The organism is Streptomyces sp. NPDC012510, assembly GCF_042955065.1.
Classification (GTDB): domain Bacteria; phylum Actinomycetota; class Actinomycetes; order Streptomycetales; family Streptomycetaceae; genus Streptomyces.
Genome location: NZ_JBIBEN010000009.1, coordinates 324,693 through 349,300, shown reverse-complemented (window position 1 = coordinate 349,300; position 24,608 = coordinate 324,693). Strand labels below are relative to the sequence as shown.

The 24,608-nt window shown below is 74.7% G+C and carries 2 protein-coding genes; both read right to left on the bottom strand.

The window, feature by feature from the left end; translation table 11 throughout:
• Position 1: 1 nt before the first annotated feature.
• Positions 2 to 12,898: a type I polyketide synthase gene (locus tag ACFY9I_RS19610; protein WP_391003172.1), complete on the bottom strand. Its 12,897-nt coding sequence runs from the start codon at positions 12,896 to 12,898 to the stop codon at positions 2 to 4.
• Between the two features lie 36 nt (positions 12,899 to 12,934).
• The gene (locus ACFY9I_RS19605; protein WP_391003218.1) at positions 12,935 to 24,589 is read right to left on the bottom strand and encodes an SDR family NAD(P)-dependent oxidoreductase; all 11,655 of its coding nucleotides are present in this window, start codon (positions 24,587 to 24,589) and stop codon (positions 12,935 to 12,937) included.
• Between the last annotated feature and the right edge of the window lie 19 nt (positions 24,590 to 24,608).

Sequence of the window (24,608 nt, the reverse complement as noted above, 5' to 3'; positions counted from 1 at the left end):
TTCACTCCTTGCCGAGTTCCGTGCGGATGAAGTCCAGCAACTCGTCGTCCGAGGCCGTGGCGAGTCGTGCGTCCACGTCGGCACCGCCCGCGCCGTCCGGGCCGCCGTCGGGGGTGCCCACGCCGGCCAGGGTCCGCAGTCGGGCGGCGGCCCGGGGCCGTTCGGGGTCGTCGGTGGCCAGTTCCGCGAGCGCCGCCTCCAGTTGGTCGAGGAGGGCGGGCAGCGCGGGCCGCCGTTCGGGGTCCTTCGGTCGGGTGTGGTCGAGGAGGTGCCGCTCCAGCTGTTCTGCCAGGGCGGCGGGGCTGGGATGGTCGAAGACGAGGGCGGCGGGCAGCGGCAGCCCGGTGGCGGCGGCGAGGCTGTTGCGCAGCTCCACCGCCGTCAGCGAGTCGAACCCGGCTTCGCGGAACGACCGGCGCGGATCGAGGCTGTCCGGTGACGGATAGTCGAGGACCGCGGCCGCCCGCGCCCTGACCAGGTCCAGCAGCGTCCTGGCGCGCTCGGCGGCGGGCAGCGCGGCCAGCCGGGCGGCGTGAACGGCGTCGGCCGGCGCGCCGCACGGAGAGCCGTTGGACGCACCGTGGGGCGAACCGTTGAACGCACCGCACGGAGCCCCGCTCGAGGGGTGCGCGCTGCCGCCGACATCCTGCGGCCGGACCGTCCCGCCCGGCCGCGCCCCTGCCCGGGGGACCAGGCCGCGCAGGGCCGGAGGCAGCATGCCGGCGGCGGCGCGGGCCCGCAGGACGGCGGGGTCGGTCCGCATCGGCACCAGGACCGCCTCGTCGCCCGCCCACGCCCGGTCGAACAGGGCGAGCCCCTGCTCGGCGTCGAGGGGCAGCACGCCCGCCCTGGCGAGGCGCCGTAGATCGATGTCGGCGAGCCGGCCGGCCATGCCTCCGCCGGTGCCCCACAGCCCCCAGGCCAGCGAGGTCGCGGGCAGCCCCCGGGCCCGGCGTCGGCGGGCGAGGGCGTCCAGGTAGGCGTTGGCGGCGGCGTAGTTGGCCTGGCCGGCGCCGCCGAGTGTGCCGACGGCGGAGGAGAAGAGCACGAAGTGCGACAGGTCCCGGTCGGCGACCAGTTCGTGGAGGTGGTGGGCGGCGTCGGCCTTGGGGCCGAGGACGGTGTCCACGCGCTCGGGTGTGAGCGCGGTGATCACTCCGTCGTCGACGACTCCCGCCGTGTGGACCACACCGGTCAGCGGCCGGTCGGCCGGGATCTCGGCGAGCACCGCGGCCAGCGCGTCGCGGTCCGACACGTCACAGGCGGCGAACACTGCACGGGCGCCCGCCCGTTCCAGATCGGCCGCGAGCGCGTCGGCTCCGGGGGCATCGGCCCCGCGCCGGCTGACCAGCAGCAGGTCACGTACACCATGGAGGGTGGCCAGCCGTCGGGCGACGAGCCCGCCCAGCTCCCCGGTGCCGCCGGTGACGACAACCGTGCCGTACGCACCGACGGACGGATCGGCGGGTGAGTCCGGGACGACGACCAGCCGAGGCACATGCAACTCTCCCCCGCGCACCGCGACTTGGGCTTCCGAATGGGACAGCGCCGTGGTCACGGCGGACGCCAGGGCAGGCGCGTCGGTGCCGTCGTCTGCCAGGTCGACCAGGAGGAACCGGTCGGGGCGTTCGGCCTGGAGCGACAGCAGCAGCCCCCATGCGGCTGCCCCGGCCGGGTCGCCGGTGGTGGCACCGCCCGTCACGATCACCACACGGGAGTGCGCCGACCCGTCGCGTGCCAGCAGGTCCTGGACACGGGCGAGCGTGTCGTACGTGGTGTGGCGTACGGCGTCGGGGCCGCCGCCCTCTCGGGCGTCACCGGGTGGGGTGTCCAGAGCCAGCAGGACGAACTCGGCGTCGTCTGCCACGGATTCAGGGTGGCCATGGACCTCGACCACGTTCCCGGGGTGTAGCGCGAGGGCCTTGGCCAGGGTCCCTGCCCGTGCGTCCGGCTGTCCGAGCACCGCCCAACGCCCCTCGGCCGGAGGCGCGTCGCCGTCCACGGGCTGCCAGGTCGTCGTGTAGAGCTCCCCAGTCGAGCTCGGGCCGCTTCCCTGGCCGTGGTGCTGCCCCAGGGGCCGGCCCTCTACCGAGTGATGCTCGGAGAAGGCCTCGCCGTTGTCGAAGATCGCCTGATCCTCTCCCTGACGGACCGTCTCCAGCCAGTAGGGGCGACGCTGGAACGCGTACGTCGGCAGCTCCACCCGGCGTGCCCCCGTACCGGACAGGAAGGCCGGCCAGTCCACGGCCACCGACCGCGCGTGCAGTCGTCCCAGCGCGGTGACCAGGGAGCGCGTCTCGTCCCGACCCCTGCGGACGGCGGCCAGCGCGAGAAGTTCGGGGGCGGTCTCCTGGACCAGGGAGACGAGCGAGCCGTCGGGACCCACCTCCAGGACGGTGTCGATGTCCTGGGCCCGCAAGGCGCGGACCCCGTCGGCGAAGCGGACGGTGGCCCGCACATGACGCACCCAGTAACCGGGGGTCGTCGGCTCCTCCCCCGCCACCTCGCCGGTCACGTTCGACACGACCGGGAGGGTCGGGCGGTGGAACGTCACCGAGGCCAGCACCTCGGCGAAGTCGTCCAACATGGGCTCCATCAGGGCGGAGTGGAAGGCGTGGCTGACCGCCAGCCGCCTCACCCGCCGCCCCTCGGCCGCGAAACGGTCGGCGACCTCACGTACGGCGTTCTCGGCACCGGAGAGGACCAGGGACGACGGACCGTTGACCGCCGCCACCGCCACCGGTGTTTCACCGGAGACCGGTGTTTCACCGGAGACCGGTGTTTCACCCGGCACCCCGTCCCGGCCGATCTCCGACTCCTCGGCCTCGACCGCCCACATCGCACCGCCCGGCGGCAGTGCCTGCATCAGCCGCCCGCGCGCCGCGACCACCCGGCACGCGTCCTCCAGCGACCACACCCCCGCCACATGGGCCGCCACCAGCTCACCCAGCGAGTGCCCCATCACGACATCCGGCCGCACCCCCCACGACTCCAGCAGTCGGAACAGCGCCACTTCGACCGCGAACAACGCCGGCTGGGCCCATCCCGTGGACTCCAGCACCTCGGCAGGACCGTCGAGGACGACGTCCCTCAGCGAGCCCGGCAACAGCCCCTCGAACGCCTCGCACACCTCGTCGAAGGCCGCGGCGAACACCGGAAACGTCTCGCTCAGGGCACGCCCCATCCCGACTCGCTGCGCTCCCTGCCCGGAGAACACGACCGCGAGCCTGCCTCCCGACGGTTCGTCGGTGGTGGAGGCGCCGTTCTCCACGAGGTTCGTGAGGGCCCTGCGAAGCTGCTCGTGGCCGGCGGCGGGCAGGACGGTGGCGGCGGGCAGGACGGCCCGGGTGGTGGCGAGGGAGAAGGCCAGGTCGGGTAGCCGGATGTCGGGGCGGTCGGCCAGGAAGGCGGCGTAACGGGCGGCCTGGGCGCGCAGGGCGGTGTCGTCCCGGGCGGAGACGACGAACGGGAGGACGGCGGGCGCCGGGTCACCGGGTCCCGTTACGGCCGATCGCGCGGACCCCGACGGCTTCGACTTCGGCTCGGGCTCGGGCTCGGGCTCGGGCTCGGGCTCGGGCTCGGGCTCGGGCTGTTCCAGGATGACGTGGGCGTTGGTACCGCTGATCCCGAACGACGACACCCCGGCCCGGCGCGGACGCCCCGCGTCCGGCCACGGCCGGGCCTCGGTCAGCAGTTCCACGGCCCCCGACGGCCAGTCCACCTCGGGTGTGGGCTCGTCCACGTGCAGCGTCTTCGGCAGGAGCCCGTGCCGCAGCGCCATGACGGTCTTGATGACCCCACCGACACCGGCCGCCGCCTGCGTATGCCCGATGTTCGACTTCAACGACCCGAGGTAGAGAGGCCGTTCACGGTCCTGGCCGTACGCCGCCAGCAGGGCCTGTGCCTCGATCGGGTCGCCGAGCCGGGTGCCGGTACCGTGCGCCTCGACCACGTCCACGTCCGACGGCGACAGCCGGGCACTCGCCAACGCGTCCCGGATCACCCGCTGCTGCGACGGCCCGTTCGGCGCCGTCAGACCGTTCGAGGCACCGTCCTGGTTCACCGCCGAACCCCGCACCACCGCCAGCACCGGATGACCGTTGCGCCGCGCGTCCGACAACCGCTCCACCACCAAAACCCCCACACCCTCGGCGAGTGCGAAGCCGTCGGCCGCGGCGGCGAAGGACTTGCTGCGGCCGTCGCGGGCGAGGGCGTGCTGGCGGCTGAAGCCGACGAAGGAGGCGGGCTCGGACATCACGGTGGCGCCGCCCGCGAGCGCGAGGTCGCACTCCCCCGCCCGCAGCGCCTGCACGGCGAGGTGCAGGGCGACAAGGGAGGAGGAACAGGCCGTGTCGACGGTGACCGCCGGGCCCTCCAGGCCGAGGGTGTAGGCGATCCGGCCGGAGGCGACGCTGGCGGCGGCACCGGTGGCGAAGTAGCCCTCGACGTCGGTCGCCGCGTCCAGCAGCCGTGCGGTGTGGCCCTGTTCGCTGATGCCGACGTAGACGCCCGTACGGCTGCCGCGCAGGGTCGACGGGTCGATGGCGGCGCGTTCCAGGGCCTCCCAGGAGGTCTCCAGGAGCAGCCTCTGCTGAGGATCCATGGCCGGCGCCTCGCGCGGCGAGATGTTGAAGAACACCGGGTCGAACAGCGCGGCGTCGCCGAGGAAACCACCGCGGTCGACGTAGCTGGACTCGGGGGTGGTCTCGTCGGGGTCGTGGAGCCGGTGCAGGGGCCAGCCCCGGTCGGTGGGGAAGGAGCCGGTGAGGTCGGCTTCCTCCGCGAGGGCGTGCCACAGGTCCTCTGGGGAGCCGATGCCGCCGGGGAAGCGGCAGCCCATGGCGACGACGGCGACGGTGTCGTCGCGGTCTGCGGCTGTCCTGGCCACCACGGGCGCGGGGCGTTCCCGGCCGCCGAAGAGCTTCTCGCCGAGGAAGACCGCGAGTGCGGTGACGGTGGGGTGGTCGAAGACGAGGGTGCTGGGCAGCCGTACGCCGGTGGCGGCGGCCAGGCGGTTGCGCAGGTCGACGGCGGTGAGGGAGTCGAAGCCCAGTTCCTTCAGAGCCCGTCGCGGGTCCACGGCGTCGGGGTCGGGGTGGCCGAGGACGGCGGCGGCGTGCTCGCGCACCAGGTCGCGCAGGGCGCGGGTGCGGGCGGCTCCGTCGAGGTCGGCGAGGCGGCGGGCGAGGTCCGAGGCCGGGGCGGCGCCGCCGGCCGGTTCCTCGGGGGCGGCGGGCCGGGCCTCGGGGATGTCGTCCAGGAGGTGGCTGGGGCGGCCGGTGGTGAAGACCTCCGCGAACCGCTGCCAGTCGACGTCGGCCAGCACGACCGAGGTCTCGCCGTCGGCGAGGACGGTGCGCAGTGCGGTGATCGCCGTCTCGGGGTCGATGACGGGCAGGCCGGTGGCGCGGAGCTGGTCGTAGATGGTGTCGGAGACCATGCCGCCGCCGGACCAGGGCCCCCAGGCGACGGACAGGGTGGGGACACCGTCAGCGCTGCGCCGCTCGGCGCGCGCGTCGAGCACCGCGTTGCCCGCGGCGTAGACGGCGTGGTCGCCGGCTCCCCAGACGGCGGTGATGGAGGAGAAGTACACGACCGCCTCCAACTGGTCCGGATCCAGTACGGCTTCGAGGTTTGCGATGCCCGTGACCTTGGCGCCGAGGACGGTCACCAGGTCGTCGAACAAGGCCTCGGCGACGGGCCCGAGCACGCCCACGCCGGCGGCGTGCACGACGGCCCGGATCAGGTCGCCGTCGTGCTGGACGTCGGCGAGGGCGGCGGCCAGCGCGGCGCGGTCCTGCGTGTCGCAGGCCAGCACCGTGACCCGCACTCCCGCCTCCTCCAGTTCGGTCCGCAGTTCCTCGGCTCCGGGCGCGGCGGCGCCCCGCCTGCTGAGCAGGACGAGGTGCTCGGCTCCGTCACGTGCGAGCCAGCGGGCGACATGCGCGCCGAGAGCGCCGGTGCCGCCGGTGATCAGCACCGTGCCGCGCGGTGTCCAGCCGGTGTGGCCATGCGCCGAGGGGGCGGCGTGGACGAGTCGGCGGGCGAGGACTCCGGTGGGCCGCACCGCGATCTGGTCCTCGCCCTCGGTCCCCGCGAGCACGGCGAGGAGACGGTCGGTGGCGGCGCTGTCGACGGTGGCCGGGAGGTCGACCGTGCCGCCCCAGTGGTGCGGCAGTTCGACGGCCGCCGACCGGCCCAGCGCCCATACGGCGGCCTGGGCGGGGTCGGTGGGCCCGGCGTCGTCGGCGGTGCCCACGGCACCCCGGGTGAGGCACCACAGCGGGGCGGTCGTGCCCGTCGCGACGAGTGCCTGGAGGAGGGTGAGGGTCGTGGCGAGACCGGTCGGTACGACGGGACCGGACGGGTGTGGTGTGGTGTCGGCGCCGGTGAGGGTCACCGCGCCGGTCGGCTCGATCTCGCGGATCCTCGCCGCGAGGGTGTCGATGTCGTCCTGTGGCGTCACGGTCAGGGTCACGGCGTGCTCGGCACGTGCCCGTACCGCCTCGGCAGCCGCGACGAGAGCCGGATCGTCCCTCAGGGCCTCCGGGAGGGCGATCAGCCAGGTGCCCGGGAGGACGGCGGGCGCCGTCGGCAGGTCGAGCGGGCGCCAGTCGACGGCGTACCGCCAGGCGTCGACGGTGGTGCGCTCGCGCCGGTCGCGGCGCCAGGAGGAGAGCGCGGGCAGCACCGTGCGCAGCGCCGGTTCGTCGGCGGGCAGGTCCAGGGTGGCGGCGAGGGCGGTGAGATCCTGCTCCTCCACGGCCTGCCAGAACTCCTGGTGCGACGGGTCCGCGAGAGGCATTCGGGGGAGCGCCTGCGGCCAGTGCCTCCGGCGCTGGAAGGCGTAGGTCGGCAGCTCGACCGGGGCGACGGCGGAAGCCGGCCGATGAGTCCGTGCGGGTTCGTGAGCCGACGGGGGGTGGGGGGGCGATGCGGGCCCATGAGCCGACGGGGGCGCGTGATCGGCGTAGGCCGGTGCCCAGTCCACGCGTACGCCGGTGACGGCGACTTCGGCGAGCGAGGCGAACATGCGGGCGAGGCCACCCTCACCACGGCGCAACGTGCCCACGACCAGCGGCTCGGCCTCCGCCTGCTCGGCCGTCTCCGCGATGGGGGCGGTGAGCACCGGATGGGGGCTGATCTCGACGAAGACGGGGTGCCCTGACTCGACCAGGCCCCGCACCACGGGTTCGAGACGGACCGTGGAGCGCAGGTTGCGGTACCAGTACTCCGCGTCCAGCCCGGTCGTGTCGAGCCGGTCGGCGGTGACCGTGGAGAAGAACGGGAGGGTGGACTCCACGGGGCTCAAGTCGCTCAAGGAGGTGCGGAGTTCGTCGTGAAGTCGCTCGACGTGGATGGTGTGCGAAGCGTAGTCGACGTCGATACGCCGGGCGCGCGCTCCCCGCGCCTCCGCCTCGGCGACGACCTGGTCCAGACCGTCCGGAGTACCGGCGACCACGACGGAGGACGGCCCGTTGACCGCCGCCACCTCAACCCGGCCGTCGACCAACGGGGACAGGGTGCGTACCTCGTCGACCGGGAGCCGCACGGACGCCATGCCGCCACGGCCGGAGAGGGCGAGGATCGCCTTCGACCGGAGCGCCACCACCCGCGCCCCGTCCTCCAACGACAACGCCCCCGCCACCACAGCCGCCGCGATCTCACCCTGCGAATGCCCGACAACCGCCGCAGGCTCCACCCCGTACGACCGCCACACCTCCGCCAACGACACCATCACCGCCCACAACACCGGCTGCACCACATCCACCTGCACCAACTCGCCGCCCCCACGCAGCACTTCGACCAGCGACCAGTCGACGAACGACGACAACGCCTCCTCACACTCCGCCATCCGAGCCGCGAACACCGACGAGGACTCCAGCAGTTCCACCGCCATCCCCGCCCACTGCGACCCCTGCCCCGGAAACACGAACACCGGGCCGCGACCGACCGTGCGGGCTGCTCCGGTGATCACCGTGGGGGCGGTGGCCGTCCCGTCGGCGAGGGACCGTACGCCGGTCAGCAGGTCGGTGCGGTCGGCTCCGATGACGATCGCGCGGTGTTCGAAGAGGGACCGGTTGTGGAGCAGCGCGCTGCCTACGGCGGCCGGTGAGGCGTCGGTGTGGTGGTCGAGGTGAGCGGCGAGGCGAGCGGCCTGGGCGCGCAGGGCGTCGGGCGTACGTGCGGAGAGCAGCCAGGGCCGGACGACGGTGCCCTGGCTGCCGTCGCCCGCGGGAACCGGCTCGGCCGGGTCGTGTTCGAGTATGACGTGGGCGTTGGTGCCGCTCATGCCGAACGAGGACACGCCGGCTCGGCGCGGGCGGCCCGTCCGGGGCCAGGGCCGGTGGTCCGTCAGGAGCCGTACGGTGTCGGCGGACCAGTCGACCTGCCGTGTCGGTTCGTCCACGTGCAGGGTCTTGGGCAGCACGCCGTGGCGCAGCGCCAGCACCGTCTTGATCACACCGCCGACACCGGCGGCCGCCATGCTGTGACCGATGTTGGACTTCAACGAGCCCAGCCAGAGGGGGTGTTCGCGTTCCTGCCCGTATGTCGCCAGCACGGCCTGGGCCTCGATGGGGTCGCCCAGCCGGGTCCCGGTCCCATGGGCCTCCACCGCGTCCACGTCCGAAGGCGTCAGCCCCGCCCCGGCCAACGCGTCGCGGATGACACGCTGTTGGGACGGTCCGTTCGGGGCGGTGAGACCGTTCGAGGCACCGTCCTGGTTCACCGCCGAACCTCGCACCACGGCCAGGACCCGGCGTCCGTTGCGGCGGGCGTCCGACAGCCGCTCCAGGACCAGGACACCCACGCCCTCGGCCCAGCCCGTGCCGTCCGCCGACTCCGCGAACGCCTTGCAGCGACCGTCCCCGGCGAGACCGCCCTGACGGGCGAACTCCAGGAATCCGCCGACGGTGTTCATGACGGTGACACCGCCCGCGAGGGCGAGGTCGCATTCCCCCGCCCTCAGCGCCTGGCCGGCGAGGTGCAGCGCGACGAGGGAGGACGAGCAGGCCGTGTCGACGGTGACCGCGGGGCCCTCCAGACCGAGGACGTAGGACACCCGTCCGGAGACGACGCTGCCCGCCGTGCCCGTCATGATGTGGCCCTCGGTCTCGGGTGTGGCGGCGAGGACGTCTGCGTAGTCGGAGCCTGCGATGCCGGCGAAGACGCCGGTGCGGGTGCCGCGCAGCGAGAGGGGGTCGACACCGGCCCGTTCGATCGCCTCCCAGGAGGTCTCGAGGAGCAGACGCTGCTGCGGGTCCATCGCCAGCGCCTCGCGCGGTGAGATGCCGAAGAAGTCGGCGTCGAACTCGGCTGCGTCGTGCAGGAATCCGCCGGTGGTGGGGGTGGCGCCGCCGGTGCGGCGGAGCGCGGTCAGGTCCCAGCCCCGGTCCCGGGGGAAGGCGGTGACGGCGTCGCGGCCCTCGGCTACGAGCCGCCACAGCTCCTCGGGGGTGGTGACCCCGCCGGGGTAGCGGCAGGCCATGCCGACGACGGCGAGGGGTTCGTCCCTGGCACGCGTGCGGACGGCGGCGCGGTGGTCCGCGTGCTCGCCGTTGAGGAGGGCGGCGACCGCTTCCGGTGTCGGGTGGTCGAAGACCAGGGTCGCGGGCAGCGGCAGTCCGGTCTCCTCGGCGAGGCGGTCGCGGAACCGTACGGCGGACAGCGAGTCGAAGCCCAGATCCTTGAAGGGACGGTCCGGTGGGACGGCGTCGCAGGCGGAGTGGCCGAGCACGGCGGCGGCGACGGCACGGACCAGATCCACGTCGAAGCCGCGGCCCGGCGCGTCGGGGGCGGTCGCCGTGACGGCGGCCGGCGGGGCGGTCAGCAGCGGGGTGCCGGTTCCGGCGGTGGCCGGCAGCCAGAAGCGCGTGCGCTGGAAGGGGTACGTCGGCAGGTCCGCCGCGTGCATGGCGGCTCCGTCGGACGTCCCTAGGACGGCGGTCCAGTCGACGGTGACGCCTCGGACGTACAGGTCACCGAGGGCGGTCAGCAGGGCGGTGGGCTCGTGGTGGCCGTGCGGGAGGGAGGGGACGAAGGCCGGGGCGCCGTCGGGCAGGCAGTCGCGGGCGAGGACGCTCAGGGCGCCGCCGGGGCCGAGTTCCAGGCAGGCGGCGGTGCCGAGTTCACCGAGCAGGCGGACACCGTCGTGGAAACGGACGGCCTCACGGACGTGCCGCACCCAGTACTCGGGCGAACGGAGTTGCTCCTCCGTGGCCGGACGGCCCGTGACGTTGGAGATGACCGGGATGCGCGGGGCGTGGAAGGTGAGCCCTTCGGCGACCGTACGGAACCGGTCCAGCATGGGTTCCATCAGCGGGGAGTGGAAGGCGTGGCTGACCTTCAGGCGACGGGTACGCAGTCCGCGTTCGGCGCAGAGCGCGGCGGCGGTGTCCACCGCTTCGGCGGGGCCCGACAGCACGGTGGCGCGCGGGCCGTTGACGGCGGCGATGGCGAGGCGGCCCGCCGTGCCCGTCGCGTCCACCGCGTCGAGGAGCGCTGGGACGTCGTCCTCGGCGGCCTCGACGGCGAGCATGGCGCCGCCCTCGGGGATCGCCTGCATCAGGGTGGCGCGGGCCGCCACCAGGGTGCACGCGTCGTCGAGGGACAGCACTCCTGCGGCGTGCGCGGCGGCGAGTTCACCGATGGAGTGGCCGAGCAGGTGGTCGGGGGTCAGCCCCCAGTGTTCGAGGAGCCGGAAGAGGGCGGTCTCCACGGCGAACAGGGCGGTCTGGGTGTAGACGGTCTGCCCGAGCAGTTCCTCGGAGGCGAGGGCGTCGGTGAGCGGCCGGTCCAGATGCGGATCGAGCCGGGCGCGCACGGCGTCGAAGGCCTCGGCGAACACCGGGTGCGTGGCGTGGAGTTCGCGTCCCATGCCGACGCGTTGGGCGCCCTGGCCGGTGAAGAGGAAGGCCAGTGGTCCGGGTGCGGCAACGGTGCCGCGTACCACGCGGGCGTCCGGTAGACCGTGAGCCAGGGCGTCGAGCGCGGCGGGCACGTCGGTGCGGTCGGTGCCGACGACGACGGCGCGGTGCGTGAACCGGGTACGGCGGCCGGCCAGCACCCGGGCCAGCGCGCGCGGTGCGAGCGCGTCGCCGCGGGCGGTGTGGTCGATGCCGTCGGTGTGGTCGATGCCGTCGGTGTTCTCGGTGTCCCTGGGGCCATCGGTGCGCTCGGTGTCCCCGGGGCGAGCGGTTCCGTCGGAGCGAGGGGCAAGATCGGTGCGTCGGGCGTCGCCGAGGTGGCCCGTACGGCCGGTGTGGCCGAGGTGACGATTGCCCTGGCCCTTGTCGTGGCCATCGCCGTTGCCGTGGCCCTCGCCGTTGCCGTTGCCGTTGCCGTTGCCGTTGCCGTTGCCGTTGCCGTTGCCGTTGCCGTTGCCGTTGCCGTTGCCGCTGATGTGATCGCGTAGGCGTGCGGCCTGTGACCGCAGGGCGTCGGGCGTGCGCGCGGAGAGCAGCAGCGCCACGGGGGCGTCCTCGCCGGGTTCCCCGGCTCGGCCGCCCTCGTCGGTCGGCAGCTCCACAGGCGTCTCGGTGGGTGCCTGTTCCAGGACGACATGGGCATTGGTGCCGCTGATCCCGAACGAGGACACGGCGGCCCGGCGCGGCCGGCCGGTCCGCGGCCACGGCCTCGCCTCCGTCAGCAGTTCCACCGCGCCCGCCGACCAGTCCACCTCGGCCGTGGGCTCGTCCACGTGGAGGGTGCGCGGCAGCACGCCGTGCCGCAGCGCCAGCACCGTCTTGATGACTCCGCCGACGCCCGCCGCCGCCTGCGCGTGCCCGATGTTCGACTTCAACGAGCCGAGGTGGAGGGGCCGTTCGCGGTCCTGACCGTACGTCTCCAGCAGTGCCTGTGCCTCCACGGGGTCACCGAGGCGGGTGCCTGTGCCGTGGGCCTCGACGGCGTCGACCTGGGCGGGGCCGAGGCCGGCGTCGGCGAGGGCCGCGCGGATGACCCGCTGCTGGGAGGGGCCGTTGGGAGCGGTGAGGCCGTTGGAGGCACCGTCCTGGTTCACCGCCGAGCCCCGTACGACCGCCAGGACGCGGTGCCCGGCACGGCGGGCGTCCGACAGGCGCTCCAGGACCAGGACGCCCACGCCCTCGGCCCAGCCCGTGCCGTCCGCCGCACCGGAGAACGCCTTGCACCGGCCGTCCCCTGCGAGGCCCCCTTGCAGCAGGAACTCCTCGTACAGTCCGGGCCTGGCCATCACGGCGGCGCCGCCGACCAGGGCGAAGGAGCACTCGCCGGCGCGGAGGGCGCGTACCGCCAGGTGGAGGGCCACCAGGGAGGAGGAGCAGGCGGTGTCGACGGTGAGCGCGGGGCCCTCCAGTCCGTAGAAGTAGGCGAGGCGGCCGGAAGCGATGCTGCTGGTGGTGCCGGTGAGGATGTGGCCCTGGACCTCGCGGAGCGCTTCGTCGTCCTCGGGGCCGTACTTCTGGTCGGTCATGCCGACGAACACGCCCCCGTCGGTGCCCTTGAGGTCGGCGGGGTCGAGTCCGGAGCGTTCGACGGCCTCCCAGGAGGTCTCCAGGAGCAGCCGTTGCTGCGGGTCCATCGCCAGGGCCTCGCGAGGCGAGACACCGAAGAACTCCGCGTCGAAGTCGCCGGCTCCGTAGAGGAATCCGCCTTCGAGGCGGGCCCCGGCGTCGGTTAGGCCGTCGGTGCGCCAGCCCCGGTCGGCGGGGAAGGCGCCGATGGCGTCCCGGCCCTCGTGGACCAGGTCCCACAGTTTCTCGGGGGTGTCGGCCCCGCCGGGGAAGCGGCAGGCCATCGACACGATCGCCACGGGTTCCCGTCGGCCCTCCTCCAGTTCGCGGAGCCTGCCGCGGGTGCGCTGGAGGTCGGCGGTCACCCGCTTGAGGTAGTCAACAACCTTGTCGTCGTTCGCCACGGGTACTCCGATTCGGCCGTACGTACGGGAAGGGGGTCAGGTGAGGTCGCCGAACTCGCTGTCGATGAAGGCCAGCACCTCGTCGGCGGTGGCCGCGCGGAGTGCCTCGTCGGTCGTGGCCGCGCGTGGTGTCCCGTCGCCGTCGGGGGGACCGGCCGGGGCGGTCGTGGGGGCTTCCAGCCGGTGCAGGATCCGGCGGAGCCGTTCGGTCACCTCGGCACGGGCCGGAGCGTCGTCGGTCAGGGCCTCGGCGGTGGTCTCCAGCCGGTCGAGATCCCGGCGCAGCCGCTCCTTCGGGCTCGGCCCGGTCGGCACGAGCCGCCCCAGGAGGTGGTCGGCGAGCGCTGTGGGCGAGGGGTGGTCGAAGACGAGGGTGGCGGGGACGTCCAGGCCGGTGGCGGCCTTGAGCTGGTTACGCAGTTCGACACCGGTCAGGGAGTCGAAGCCCTGGTCCTTGAACGCCTGGTCGGGGTCGACCTCGTCGGAGCAGGTGTGTCCGAGGACCTGGGCGGTGCGCTCCACCACGAGGGCGAGGACGCGTGCGTGGCGTTCCTCGTCGGGCAGTGCGGTGAGCGTGGTCGTGAAGTCGTTGCCGGTCGCGGCCGGTCGGCGTGCGGCGGCGCGGCGCGAAGTCGGGCCCAGCAGGGTGGACAGCAGGGCGGGGGCGGGCCGGTCCCGGTGGGCGGCGCGCAGCCTGGCCAGGTCGAGCGGGGCCGCGGTCACGACCGGGACCGGGACGGCGAGCGCGGTGTCGTACAGGGCGAGCGCCCGTTCGGTGGGGAGTGTGGTGGTGCCGGTGCGCAGGAGCCGTTCGCGGTCCCGCCCGGCCAGTGCGGCCGTCATACCGCTGGACTCGGCCCACAGTCCCCAGGCGATGCAGGTGACCGGGAGCCCGTCGGCGGCGCGGCGCTCGGCGAGGGCGTCGAGGCAGGCGTTGGCAGCGCAGTAGTTGGCCTGGCCGGCGCTGCCGAAGGTGGCGGAGGCGGAGGAGAACAGGACGAAGGAGGACAGGTCCAGGTCGCGGGTGAGCTCGTGCAGATGGCGGGCGCCATGGGCCTTGGCGTGCAGGACGCGGGCGGTCCGCTCCGGGGTGAGGGAGGTCAGGACCCCGTCGTCGACGGTGCCGGCGCAGTGCACGACGCCGGTGAGGCGGTGGCCTTCGGCGGCGAGCCGGTCGAGGAGCGCGGCCACGTCCGCCCGGTCGCCGACGTCGCAGGCGGCGATGTGTGTCTCGGCTCCCAGCGCTTCGAGTTCGGCGCTCAGGACGGGCGCGCCGGGGGCCCGGTCACCCGAGCGCGAGGTGAGCACCAGGCGGCGCACGCCGTGCCGGGCGGCCAGGTGGCGGGCCACCCGCGCGCCCAGGGTGCCGGTGCCGCCGGTGACGAGGTACGTCCCCTCGGACGCGGGCACGGTGGGCACGGCGGGCACGGTGAGGACCGCCTTTCCGACGATCCGGGCCTGGGCGACGGCCCGGAACGCCTCGGGGGCCCGGTGGACGTCCCAGGCCGTCGCGGGCGGCGGGACGAGGGATCCGTCGGTGAAGAGCGCGGACAGTTCGGTGAGGATCTCCTGAATACGGTCGGGGCCCGCGTCGCCGAGGTCGAAGGCGCGGTAACGGACACCGGCGTGGTCGGCGGCGATCCGGTGGGGATCGCGGGGGTCGGTCTTGCCGATCTCCACGAACACACCGCCGCGCGGCAGCAGTTCGAGGGAGGCGTCGGTGAACTCACCGGCAAGGCAGTTCAGTACGACGTCCACACCGGCCCCGGCGGTGTGCGCGAGGAACCGCTCGCGGAAACCGGTGTCACGGGAGTCGGCGATGTGCGCGTCGTCGAGTCCGGCGGCGCGCAGCGCCTGCCACTTGGGGCGGGAGGCCGTCGCGTACACCTCGGCCCCCAGATGGCGGGCGAGCCGTACGGCGGCGGAACCCACTCCTCCCGCTCCCGCGTGCACGAGCACCCGGCTGCCGGGCCCCACCCCGGCGAGGTCGCGCAGCCCGTACCAGGCGGTCAGATACGCCACGGGCGCGGCGGCGGCTCGCAGGAACGTCCATCCGTCGGGCACGGGCGCGAGCAGCCGCTGGTCGGTGACGGCGACGGGTGCGAACGCGGCGTCGAGCATGCCCGCCACCCGGTCGCCGGGCGCGAACCGGGTGACCTCGGGGCCGGTCGCCAGCACCACGCCGGCGCCCTCGATGCCCAGGTCGGCCTCTCCGGGATACATGTCGAGAGCGATCATCGCGTCCCGGAAGTTCACCCCGGCGGCCCTTACGGCGACCCTCACCTCGCCCGGGGCCAACTCCCGCTCGGCGTCCGGGTGAGGCACCAGCGCCAGTCCGCTGATCGAGCCGCGGCGAACCGCGTCCAGCCGCCATGGACCCACCGGTGCCCGCAGCGACGCCCCGGTCTCCACCCGGACCAGCCGTCGGCCGTACACACGTCCGGCACGGACGGCCAGGTCGGGTTCGCCGCAGGCCAGAACCTCGGCGAGCGGCAGACCGGTCACGCCCCCGCCGCCCTGGGCCGTGACAGCGGCCGAGGCGCGATCCATCCCGCCGACCGCGACCGCCTCGCCGACCGCGACCGCCTCGCCGTCCGCGCCGTCCGCGTCGCCCTCGCCGACAGGACCGACGGGACCGACAGGGCCGACAGGGCCCACAGCGGCCGATTGGCCATCCGCACCGGCGAGCACCGCCGGGACCGGCTCGTCATCCGTGTCCACCAGTACGACGCGGCCCGGATGTTCGGCCTGGGCGGCGCGGATCAGGCCGGCGGCGGCGGCTTGGCCGAGGGTGGCGTCCATCGCCTCGTCGTGCCGGGAGGCCGACACCCGGGTGCCCGGCTCCGCCACGACGGCGGCCCGCCTGGTCACGACCACCAGCGGGACGGCCGTGTACCGCTCATCGGCCAGCCACTCCTGAAGCAGCCGCAGGACGCGGGCGGTGACGTCGTCGACGCCGCCGGACGGGCAGTGCGCCACCACGGCGTCCGGGAGGCCGTCGATCCGGGCGAGGTCGACGCTCCCCCCGTCGGTCATCGGCAGCACGACCGGCTCGACGGGGGTCACGTCCACCGGCACGGGCAGAGCCGTCCACTCGATACGGAACAGGGCGTCGCGGGCATCGCGGTCGGATGCCGGGCCACCCGGCAGCCGGTCGGCCGCCGCTTCCCGCAGCACGAGACCCTCGACGGTGACCACGGGGGCGCCGTCGACGTCCACCGCCGTCAGGGTCACGGCCCCGTCCGTGTCCCGGACCAGGCGCGCCCGCAGGGCATCGGCACCGGTCGCGTGGACGCGTACGCCGTTCCAGGCGAACGGCAGCCGGGCCGGGGCGTCGGGCGGCAGGTCCACACCCAGGGCGTGCAGGGCCGCGTCGAGCAGGGCGGGGTGCACGGCGAAGCGTGCGGCGGCGTCGCGGTCGTCCTCGGCCAGTTCGACCTCGGCGTACAGCGTGCCGTCGTCGGTCCGCAGCACCGAGCGCAGGCCCTGGAAGGAGGGCCCGTAGTCGAACCCGGCCTCGATCAGCCCCGGGTAGAAGTGGTCGAGCGCCACCGGTACGGCGGAGTCCGGGGGCCAGGAGAAACCGGTCGTGGCGGCGGTAGCGATGCCTCCGGCCGGGGCGACGGTGCCCTCGGCGTGCCGGGTCCAGGGCGGGTCGTCGCCGTCGCCGTCGGGGGCGGCCGGCCGGGAGTGGACGGCGACCGTACGACGGCCCTCCTCGTCCGGGGCGCCGACGACGAGTTGCAGATCGGCCGCCTCCTCGTCGGAGAGGGCCAGCGGGGTGGAGAGGGCCAGCTCGGACAACTCCGGGCAGCCGAGGCGCCGGCCGGCCCAGCACACCATGTCCACGAAGGCGGTTCCGGGCAGCAGGACGGTCCCGAGCACCCGGTGGTCCGCGAGCCAGGGCTGTGTCCGGGGCGTGATCCTTCCGGTGGCGACCACGCTTCCGTCGGAGGCCCGGACCAGCCAGGTGCGCAGCAGCGGATGGTCGGCCGTGCCCAGGCCGGCGGCCCGGAGTGCCTCGGCCGGGGCCGCGCCCACGGCGGTGTCGGGCCAGTAGCGGCGGTGCTGGAAGGCGTACGTCGGCAGGTCCACCCGTCGCGCCCCGGTCCCGGCGAACACCGCCGGCCAGTCCACGGCCGTACCGCGCACGTGCAGTTCGGTCAGCGCGGACAGCAGAGCCACGGCCTCGTCCCGGTCCCGGCGCAGCGCGGCGACTGCGGCCGTCCCGGGTGCGGTCTCCTCGACGAGGGCGACGAGCGAGCCGTCCGGGCCGACCTCCAGGACGGTGCCCACGTCCTGGGTGCGCAGCGCGCGCACGCCGTCGGCGAACCGTACGGTCGCCCGCACATGCCGCACCCAGTACTCCGGGGTGCACAGCTCTCCTCCCGCCACCTCGCCGGTCACGTTCGACACGACCGGGAGGGTCGGGCGGTGGAACGTCACCGAGGCCAGCACCTCGGCGAAGTCGTCCAACATGGGCTCCATCAGGGCGGAGTGGAAGGCGTGGCCGACCGCCAGCCGCTTGACCCGCCGCCCGTTCGCGGCGAAGCTGTCGGCGACCTCCCGCACCGCGTCCTCGGCACCCGAGATCACCAGCGAGGAGGGTCCGTTGAGCGCCGCCACGCAGACGTCTTGCGGCACCTCGGGCTCCCGCGCCTCCACGGCCCACATCGCGCCCCCCGTCGGCAGCGCCCGCATCAGCCGGCCACGCGCCGCGACCACCCGGCAGGCGTCCTCCAGCGACCACACCCCCGCCGCATGAGCCGCGACGAGTTCGCCCAGCGAGTGCCCCATCAGGACGTCCGGCCGCACGCCCCATGACTCCACCTGCCGCAGCAGCGCCAGTTCCAGCGCGAACAGGGCGGGTTGCGCCCATTCCGTGGACTCCAGCACCTCACCGGGGCCGTCGAGGACGACCTCCTTCAGCGACCCCGGCACCATTGCGTCGAAGGCCGCGCACACCTCGTCGAAGGCTCCCGCGAAGACGGGGAACGCCTCGTACAGCCCACGGCCCATCCCGACCCGTTGTGCTCCCTGGCCCGAGAAGACCACCGCGAGACCGCCGTTCGAGGCGCCACCCGTCCCCCGGACGAGGCCGGGGTGGGGGCGGTCCTCGGCCAGCGCGTCGAGCGCGGCGCGCAGGGTCTTCTCGTCGGTGGCCGGTACGGCGGCGCGCTGGTCGAGGGCGGCGCGGTGCGCGGCGAGGGTGAGGCAGACGTCGTGCGGGGCGGGCTTGTCCGTCCCGTCGTGCAGGAAGTCGCGCAGACGGGCGGCCTGGGCGCGGAGGGCGCCGGTTCCACGGGCCGAGAGCAGCAGGGGCAGGGCGGGAAGTGGGCGGCCTGGGACGCGGCCAAGGTCGGCGTCGGCCCCCGGCACTTCCTCGTCAGCGTGTTCGAGGATGAGGTGGGCGTTGGTGCCGCTGACACCGAAGGACGAGACGCCGGCACGACGGGGGCGGCCCGTGTCCGGCCAGGGCCTGTTCTCCGTGAGCAGTTCCACCGTTCCCGCCGACCAGTCGACCTGTCGGGTCGGCCGGTCCACGTGCAGGGTGCGCGGCAGCACTCCGTGCCTGAGCGCCATGACCGTCTTGATCACCCCCGCCACGCCGGCCGCCGCCTGGGCGTGTCCGATGTTCGACTTCAACGACCCGAGGTAGAGAGGCCGTTCACGGTCCTGGCCGTACGCCGCCAGCAGGGCCTGTGCCTCGATCGGGTCGCCGAGCCGGGTGCCGGTACCGTGCGCCTCGACCACGTCCACGTCCGACGGCGACAGCCGGGCACTCGCCAACGCGTCCCGGATCACCCGCTGCTGCGACGGCCCGTTCGGCGCCGTCAGACCGTTCGAGGCACCGTCCTGGTTCACCGCCGAACCCCGCACCACCGCCAGCACCGGATGACCGTTGCGCCGCGCGTCCGACAACCGCTCCACCACCAAAACCCCCACACCCTCCGACCATCCCGTTCCGTCGGCCGCGTCCGCGAACGCCTTGCAGCGGCCGTCGGCGGCGAGGCCGCCCTGACGGGCGAAGGCCTCGTAGGCGGCGGTGGTGGCCATGACGGCGGCGCCGCCGACGAGAGCGAGACGGCACTCGTCGTCGCGCAGGGCCCGCACGGCGTTGTGCAGGGCGACGAGGGAGGAGGAACAGGCCGTGTCGACGGTGACCGCCGGGCCCTCCAGGCCGAGGGTGTAGGCGATCCGGCCGGAGAGCACGCTGCCGGCCGAGCCCGTGAGGGCGTAGTCCCTGCCCTCCTCCGTGGTGAGGGCGAGGGTCGCGTAGTCGAAGTGCCCGGCTCCCACGAAGACGCCGGTGCGGCTGCCGCGCAGCGACAGCGGATCGATGCCGGCCCGTTCGACCGCCTCCCACGAGACCTCCAGCAGCAGCCGCTGCTGCGGGTCCATCGCCAGGGCCTCACGAGGCGAGATGCCGAAGAACGCGGCGTCGAAGCCGGCGAGGTCGTCCAGGAAACCGCCCTCGCCGGGGAGAGGGCGCCCGTCGCCGAGGCCCGCGGTGTGCCAGCCCCGGTCGGCCGGGAAGGCGGTGATGCCGTCGCGGCCTTCGACGACCAGTCGCCACAGGTCCTCGGGCGAGGCGACACCGCCGGGCAGTCGGCAGGACATGGCGACCACGGCGACGGGGTCGTCGACGGGTGCCGGGGCGGGGGGCGAAGGAGGTGTTCGGGTTGTTACGGCGCTTGCCGTGGGATCCGTCTCGTGACCTGTCTCGTGATCCGTCTCGTGATGCTGCGTGCGGCTCGCCGCGGGTTCGTGTGCCGGGTCCGCCTCGGCGGTGAGCAGGGTGCGGAGCCGGGCGGCCACGGCGGTGGGGGTGGGGTGGTCGAAGACCAGGGTGCCGGGCAGGGTCAGGCCCGTGGCGGTGGCGAGCCGGTTGCGCAGATCCACGGCGGTCACCGAGTCGAGGCCGAGGTCACGGAAGGTGGCGGTGGGGCCGATCTCGGTCGCGTCGGCGTGGCCGAGTGCCGTCGCGGCGGAGGTACGCACGAGGTCCAGGAGGCGCCGGTCGCGTTCGCGGTCGGTGAGACGGGTCAGGGCGTCCGCCAGGGCGGATGCCTCGGCCGTGCGTGGTCCGACGTGCGCGTCGGGTTCGGCGGACGGTGGTGTGTCGGCGGCCTCGGGGATGTCGTCGAGGAGCGTGCGGCGCCGGGAGAGACGGAAGCCGGTGGCGAAGGCCCGCCAGTCCATGTCGGTGACCGTCAGCCGGGTCTCGTCGTGGGCGACGGCGTCGAAGAGCGCGTCGACAGCGGTGTCCGGGTTCATGGCCCGTACGCCGATCCGCTCGAACACACGCTGGATCCGGGCGTCGACCATGCCGCCACCGCCCCAACTGCCCCACGCCACACAGGTGGCGGTCAGGCCACGGGCACGGCGGCGGGCCGCGAGGGCGTCGAGGTGGGCGTTGGCCGCGGCGTAGGCCGCCTGACGGGCGCCGCCCCATACGGCGGCGCCGGAGGAGAAGAGGACGAAGGCGTCGAGTTCGCGGTCGGCGAGGAGGTCGTCCAGGTGGACGGCGCCGCTCACCTTGCCGGCCGCCATCGTGGCGAGATCGGCGGGGGTGGCGGTGTCGAGCCGACCGAGCGCGCTGACACCGGCGGTGTGCACGACGGCGGTGAGGGGGTGCTCGGCGGGGATCGCGTCGAGCACGGCGGACAGCGCGTCGCGGTCGGCGGCGTCGCAGGCGGTGAGCGTCACCCGGGTGCCGAGCGCGCGGAGTTCCTCGGCCAGTTCGGCGGCTCCCGGCGCCTCGGCTCCCCGGCGGCCGGTCAGGACGAGGTGGTCCGCGCCTTCCCGGGCCAGCCGGCGGGCGACATGGCCGCCCAGGGCGCCCGTGCCGCCGGTGATCAGGACCGTGCCACGAGGCTTCCAGTCGCGGGCGGGGCCCGGGGGGGTCCGTGGCGCGCGGACGAGGCGGCGGACGCGGGGGCCCGTGGCGCGCAGCGCCCATTCCTGCTCGTCGCCGGGGGCGGCGAGGACCGCGCCGAGCACTCGGGCCGCGGAGTCGTCGAGCCGGACCGGCAGATCGACGAGCCCTCCCCAGACACCGGGCGTCTCCAGCCCCACTGCCCTGCCGAGCCCCCAGATCCGGGCCTGCTCGGCATCGGGCCCCTCGACGGCGTCACCGGCCTCGACGGCCGGGGGTCCGCCGTCCGCACCGGTGGTGACCGCGCCGTGGGTGAGGCACCACAGCGGACCGGCGACATCGGCGTCCAGGAGCGCCTGAACCGCCGTCAGGGTGGCCGCGGTACCGACCGGCACGGCCGGGTGGTCGGGATGAGGACGTACGTCGGTGCCGAGCAGTGATACGACACCGGCCGCGGAGGTGTGGGCGCGCAGCAGCCCGGCGAGCTCCTCACGCCCGGTCGCGGCGCCGACGGCGATCCGTTCGACCCGGGCGGCCCCGTGAGCGAGCAGCGCGCCGGCCGTCCAGTCGACCAGGGCGGGACCGCCCACCGAGCCGGTGGCGCCGATCGAGCCGGTGGCGCCGATCGAGCCGGTGCCGTCGGCCAGGGTCGAGCGATCGGCGAGGGGGGTGCCGTTCGTCGAGTCGGCACCGCCGTCCGGGTCGACGGCGTCCGGGAAGCCGGTGCGACCGGCCGCAGCGGTGTCCTGCGCGACGGACGCGGGATCGACCGGGGACGTGCCGTCGGCCGCACCGGTACCGGGCGAGCCCTCGAGCGAACCGATGACGGACGAGCCCTCGGCGGGGGTCAGCAGCACCCAGGTGCCGGTGAGCCGGCTGGTGCTCTCCGGGGCGGGGACGGGCTTCCAGGCGACCCGGTAGCGGCAGCGGTCGATCGCGGTGGTCCGACGGGAGTCGGCCCGCCAAGTGGCCAGCGCTCGCACGGTGTTCGCGAGGGCCTCGTCGGGCGGTACGCGCAACTGCCCGGCCACTCCGGGCACGTCGTCCCGGTCCACGGCCTCCCACAGCGCGGCCGTCGCGGGGTCGTCCGGGCCGGCCGTCGTGGGCCTGCTCAGCCAGTGCCGGGAGCGCTGGAAGGGGTAGGTGGGCAGGTCGACGCGGCGGGCGCCGGTGCCGGTGAGCAGTGCCGTCCAGTCGACGGCCGCTCCGTGCGCGTACGCCTCGGCGAGGGCCTGCACGAACCGCTCGGGCCGGCCGCCGGGCCCCCGGCGCAGGGTGCCGAAGACGGCGGCGGCCCTCTCGTCGGTGTCGAGGGTGCCCTGGACGGCGCCGACGAGGACGGGGTGTGGGCTGACCTCGATGAACACGGTGTGGCCGTCGTCGAGTGCGGCCCGGGTGGCCTCCTCGAACCGGACCGTGTGACGCAGGCTGCGGTACCAGTAGCCGGCGTCGAGCCCGGTGGTGTCCAGACGGCCGCCGGTGAGCGTGGAGTAGTAGGTGATACGGCCGGGGCGGGGGCGTACGGGGGCGAGGAGGCCGGTGATCCGGTCCTCCAGGGCGGCGATCCGTGAAGAGTGGGACGCGTAGTCGACGTTGACGCGGTGGGCGCGTACGCCGTCGCGGGCGCAGGTGGCCGCGAGGGCGTCCAGGTCCGTCTCGTCGCCGGTGACGACGGTCGACGACGGGCCGTTGACGGCGCCGATGTCCAGACGGCCGGAGAAGGGGGCCAGACGGGCGCGTACGGCCTCGGCCGGCTCGGTCACGGCGAGCATGCCGCCGCGGTCCGGCAGTTCGGTCAGGGCCCGGGAGCGCAGGGCGACGACGCGGGCGCCGTCGTCGAGGGTGAGCGCGCCGGCGACGACCGCGGCGGCGATCTCCCCCTGGGAGTGGCCGACGACCGCGTCGGGCCGTACCCCGCAGGCGGTCCACAGGTCGGCGAGGGACACGACGACCGCCCACAGCGCGGGCTGCACCACGTCCACACGGGTCAGCAGCCGGGCGGCGTCCGGGGCGCGCAGGACGTCGGTGAGCCGCCAGTCGGTGTGCGGGGCGAGGGCGGCCTCGCACTCCGCCATACGGCGGGCGAACAGCGGTGAGGCGTCCAGCAGTTCCACCGCCATTCCCGCCCACTGGGAGCCCTGGCCGGGGAAGACGAACACGGTGCGGACGGGTTCCGGGGCCGGATGCCGGCCGTGCACGAGGCCCTGCGGGGCGGCGCCCTCGGCGGCCCGCGCGAGCAGGGCGAGCAGACCGTCACGGTCGTGCGCGAGCGCGACCGTACGGTGCTCCATGGACGCCCGGGTGGTCGCCAGTGACCAGGCGACATCGGCCGCGGACGTGTCGGCGTCGTCCACCAGGCGCCGGTGCAGGGTGCGGGCCCGGTCCCGCAGCGCGGCCCGCGAGCGGGCGGTGAGCGGCCAGGGCAGCAGGGGTGGTGTGGCGAAGGGGGCGGCCTCCGTGGGTTCCGGGGCGGCTGCGGAGTCGGCGTCGTCGGGGGCCTGTTCGAGGATGACATGGGCGTTGGTGCCGCTGATCCCGAACGACGACACGCCCGCCCGGCGCGGCCGCCCCGTCCTCGGCCACGGCCGTGCCTCGCTCAGCAGGCGTACCGTTCCGTCGGACCAGTCCACCTCTCGGGTGGGCTCGTCGGCGTGCAAGGTGGGCGGCAGGAGGCCGTGCCGCATCGCCAGCAGGGTCTTGAGGACGCCTGCCGCTCCGGCGGCCGCCTGGGTGTGCCCGATGTTCGACTTCAGCGAACCCAGCCACAGCGGCCGGTCGGTGGGGCGCCCGGCGCCGTACACGGCGAGCAGCGCTTCGGCCTCGATGGGGTCGCCGAGCCGGGTTCCGGTGCCGTGCGCCTCGACGGCATCGATGTCGGCGGCGGTCAGTCCGGCGTCGGCGAGCGCGGCCCGGATGACGCGTTCCTGCGCGGGTCCGCTGGGCGCGGTGAGACCGTTGGAGGCGCCGTCCTGGTTCACCGCCGTTCCCCGGACGACCGCGAGGACCGGGTGGCCGTTGCGGCGGGCGTCGGAGAGTCGCTCGACGAGGAGCAGCACGGCGCCCTCGGACCAGCCGGTGCCGTCGGCGTCCGCGCCGAACGCCTTGCAGCGGCCGTCCGCCGCTAGGCCGCCCTGCCGTTCGAAGTTCAGGAACGTACCGGGTGTGGGCTGCACGCAGACGCCGCCGGCCAGGGCCAGGTCGCAGTCGCCGCGCCGCAGCGCCTGGGCGGCCAGGTGCAGGGCGACCAGGGAGGAGGAGCAGGCGGTGTCGACGGTGACCGCCGGGCCGTCGAAGTCGAAGGTGTAGGCGATCCGGCCGGAGGCGACGCTCGCGGTGGTGCCGGTCAGCACATGTCCGCCGGTGTCGTCGGACGCCTCGTCCAGGCGCGGGCCGTACTCCTGGGCGACCAGCCCGGCGAAGACTCCCGTCCGCCGGGACGCGGGCGAGCGGGGGGCGATCCCGGCGCGTTCGAAGGCCTCCCAGGCGGTCTCCAGCAGCAGGCGCTGCTGGGGGTCCATGGCAGCGGCCTCGCGCGGGGAGATACCGAAGAAGCCCGCGTCGAATCCGGCGACGTCCGGCAGGAAGCCGCCCGGGTACGCCACGTCCCAGCCCCGGTCGGCAGGGACCTCGCCGATGGCGTCCCGGCCCGCCGCCACCAACTCCCACAGCCGCTGCGGCGAGTCGGCCCCGCCCGGCAGTCGGCAGCCCACGCCGACGATCGCGAGCGGCTCGTGCGCGCTGTCCTCGGCCCTGCGCAACCGGCCCCGCGTCTCGTGCAGTTCGGCCGTGACACGCCTGAGGTACGCGACCAGCTTCTCGGATTCCGCTGCC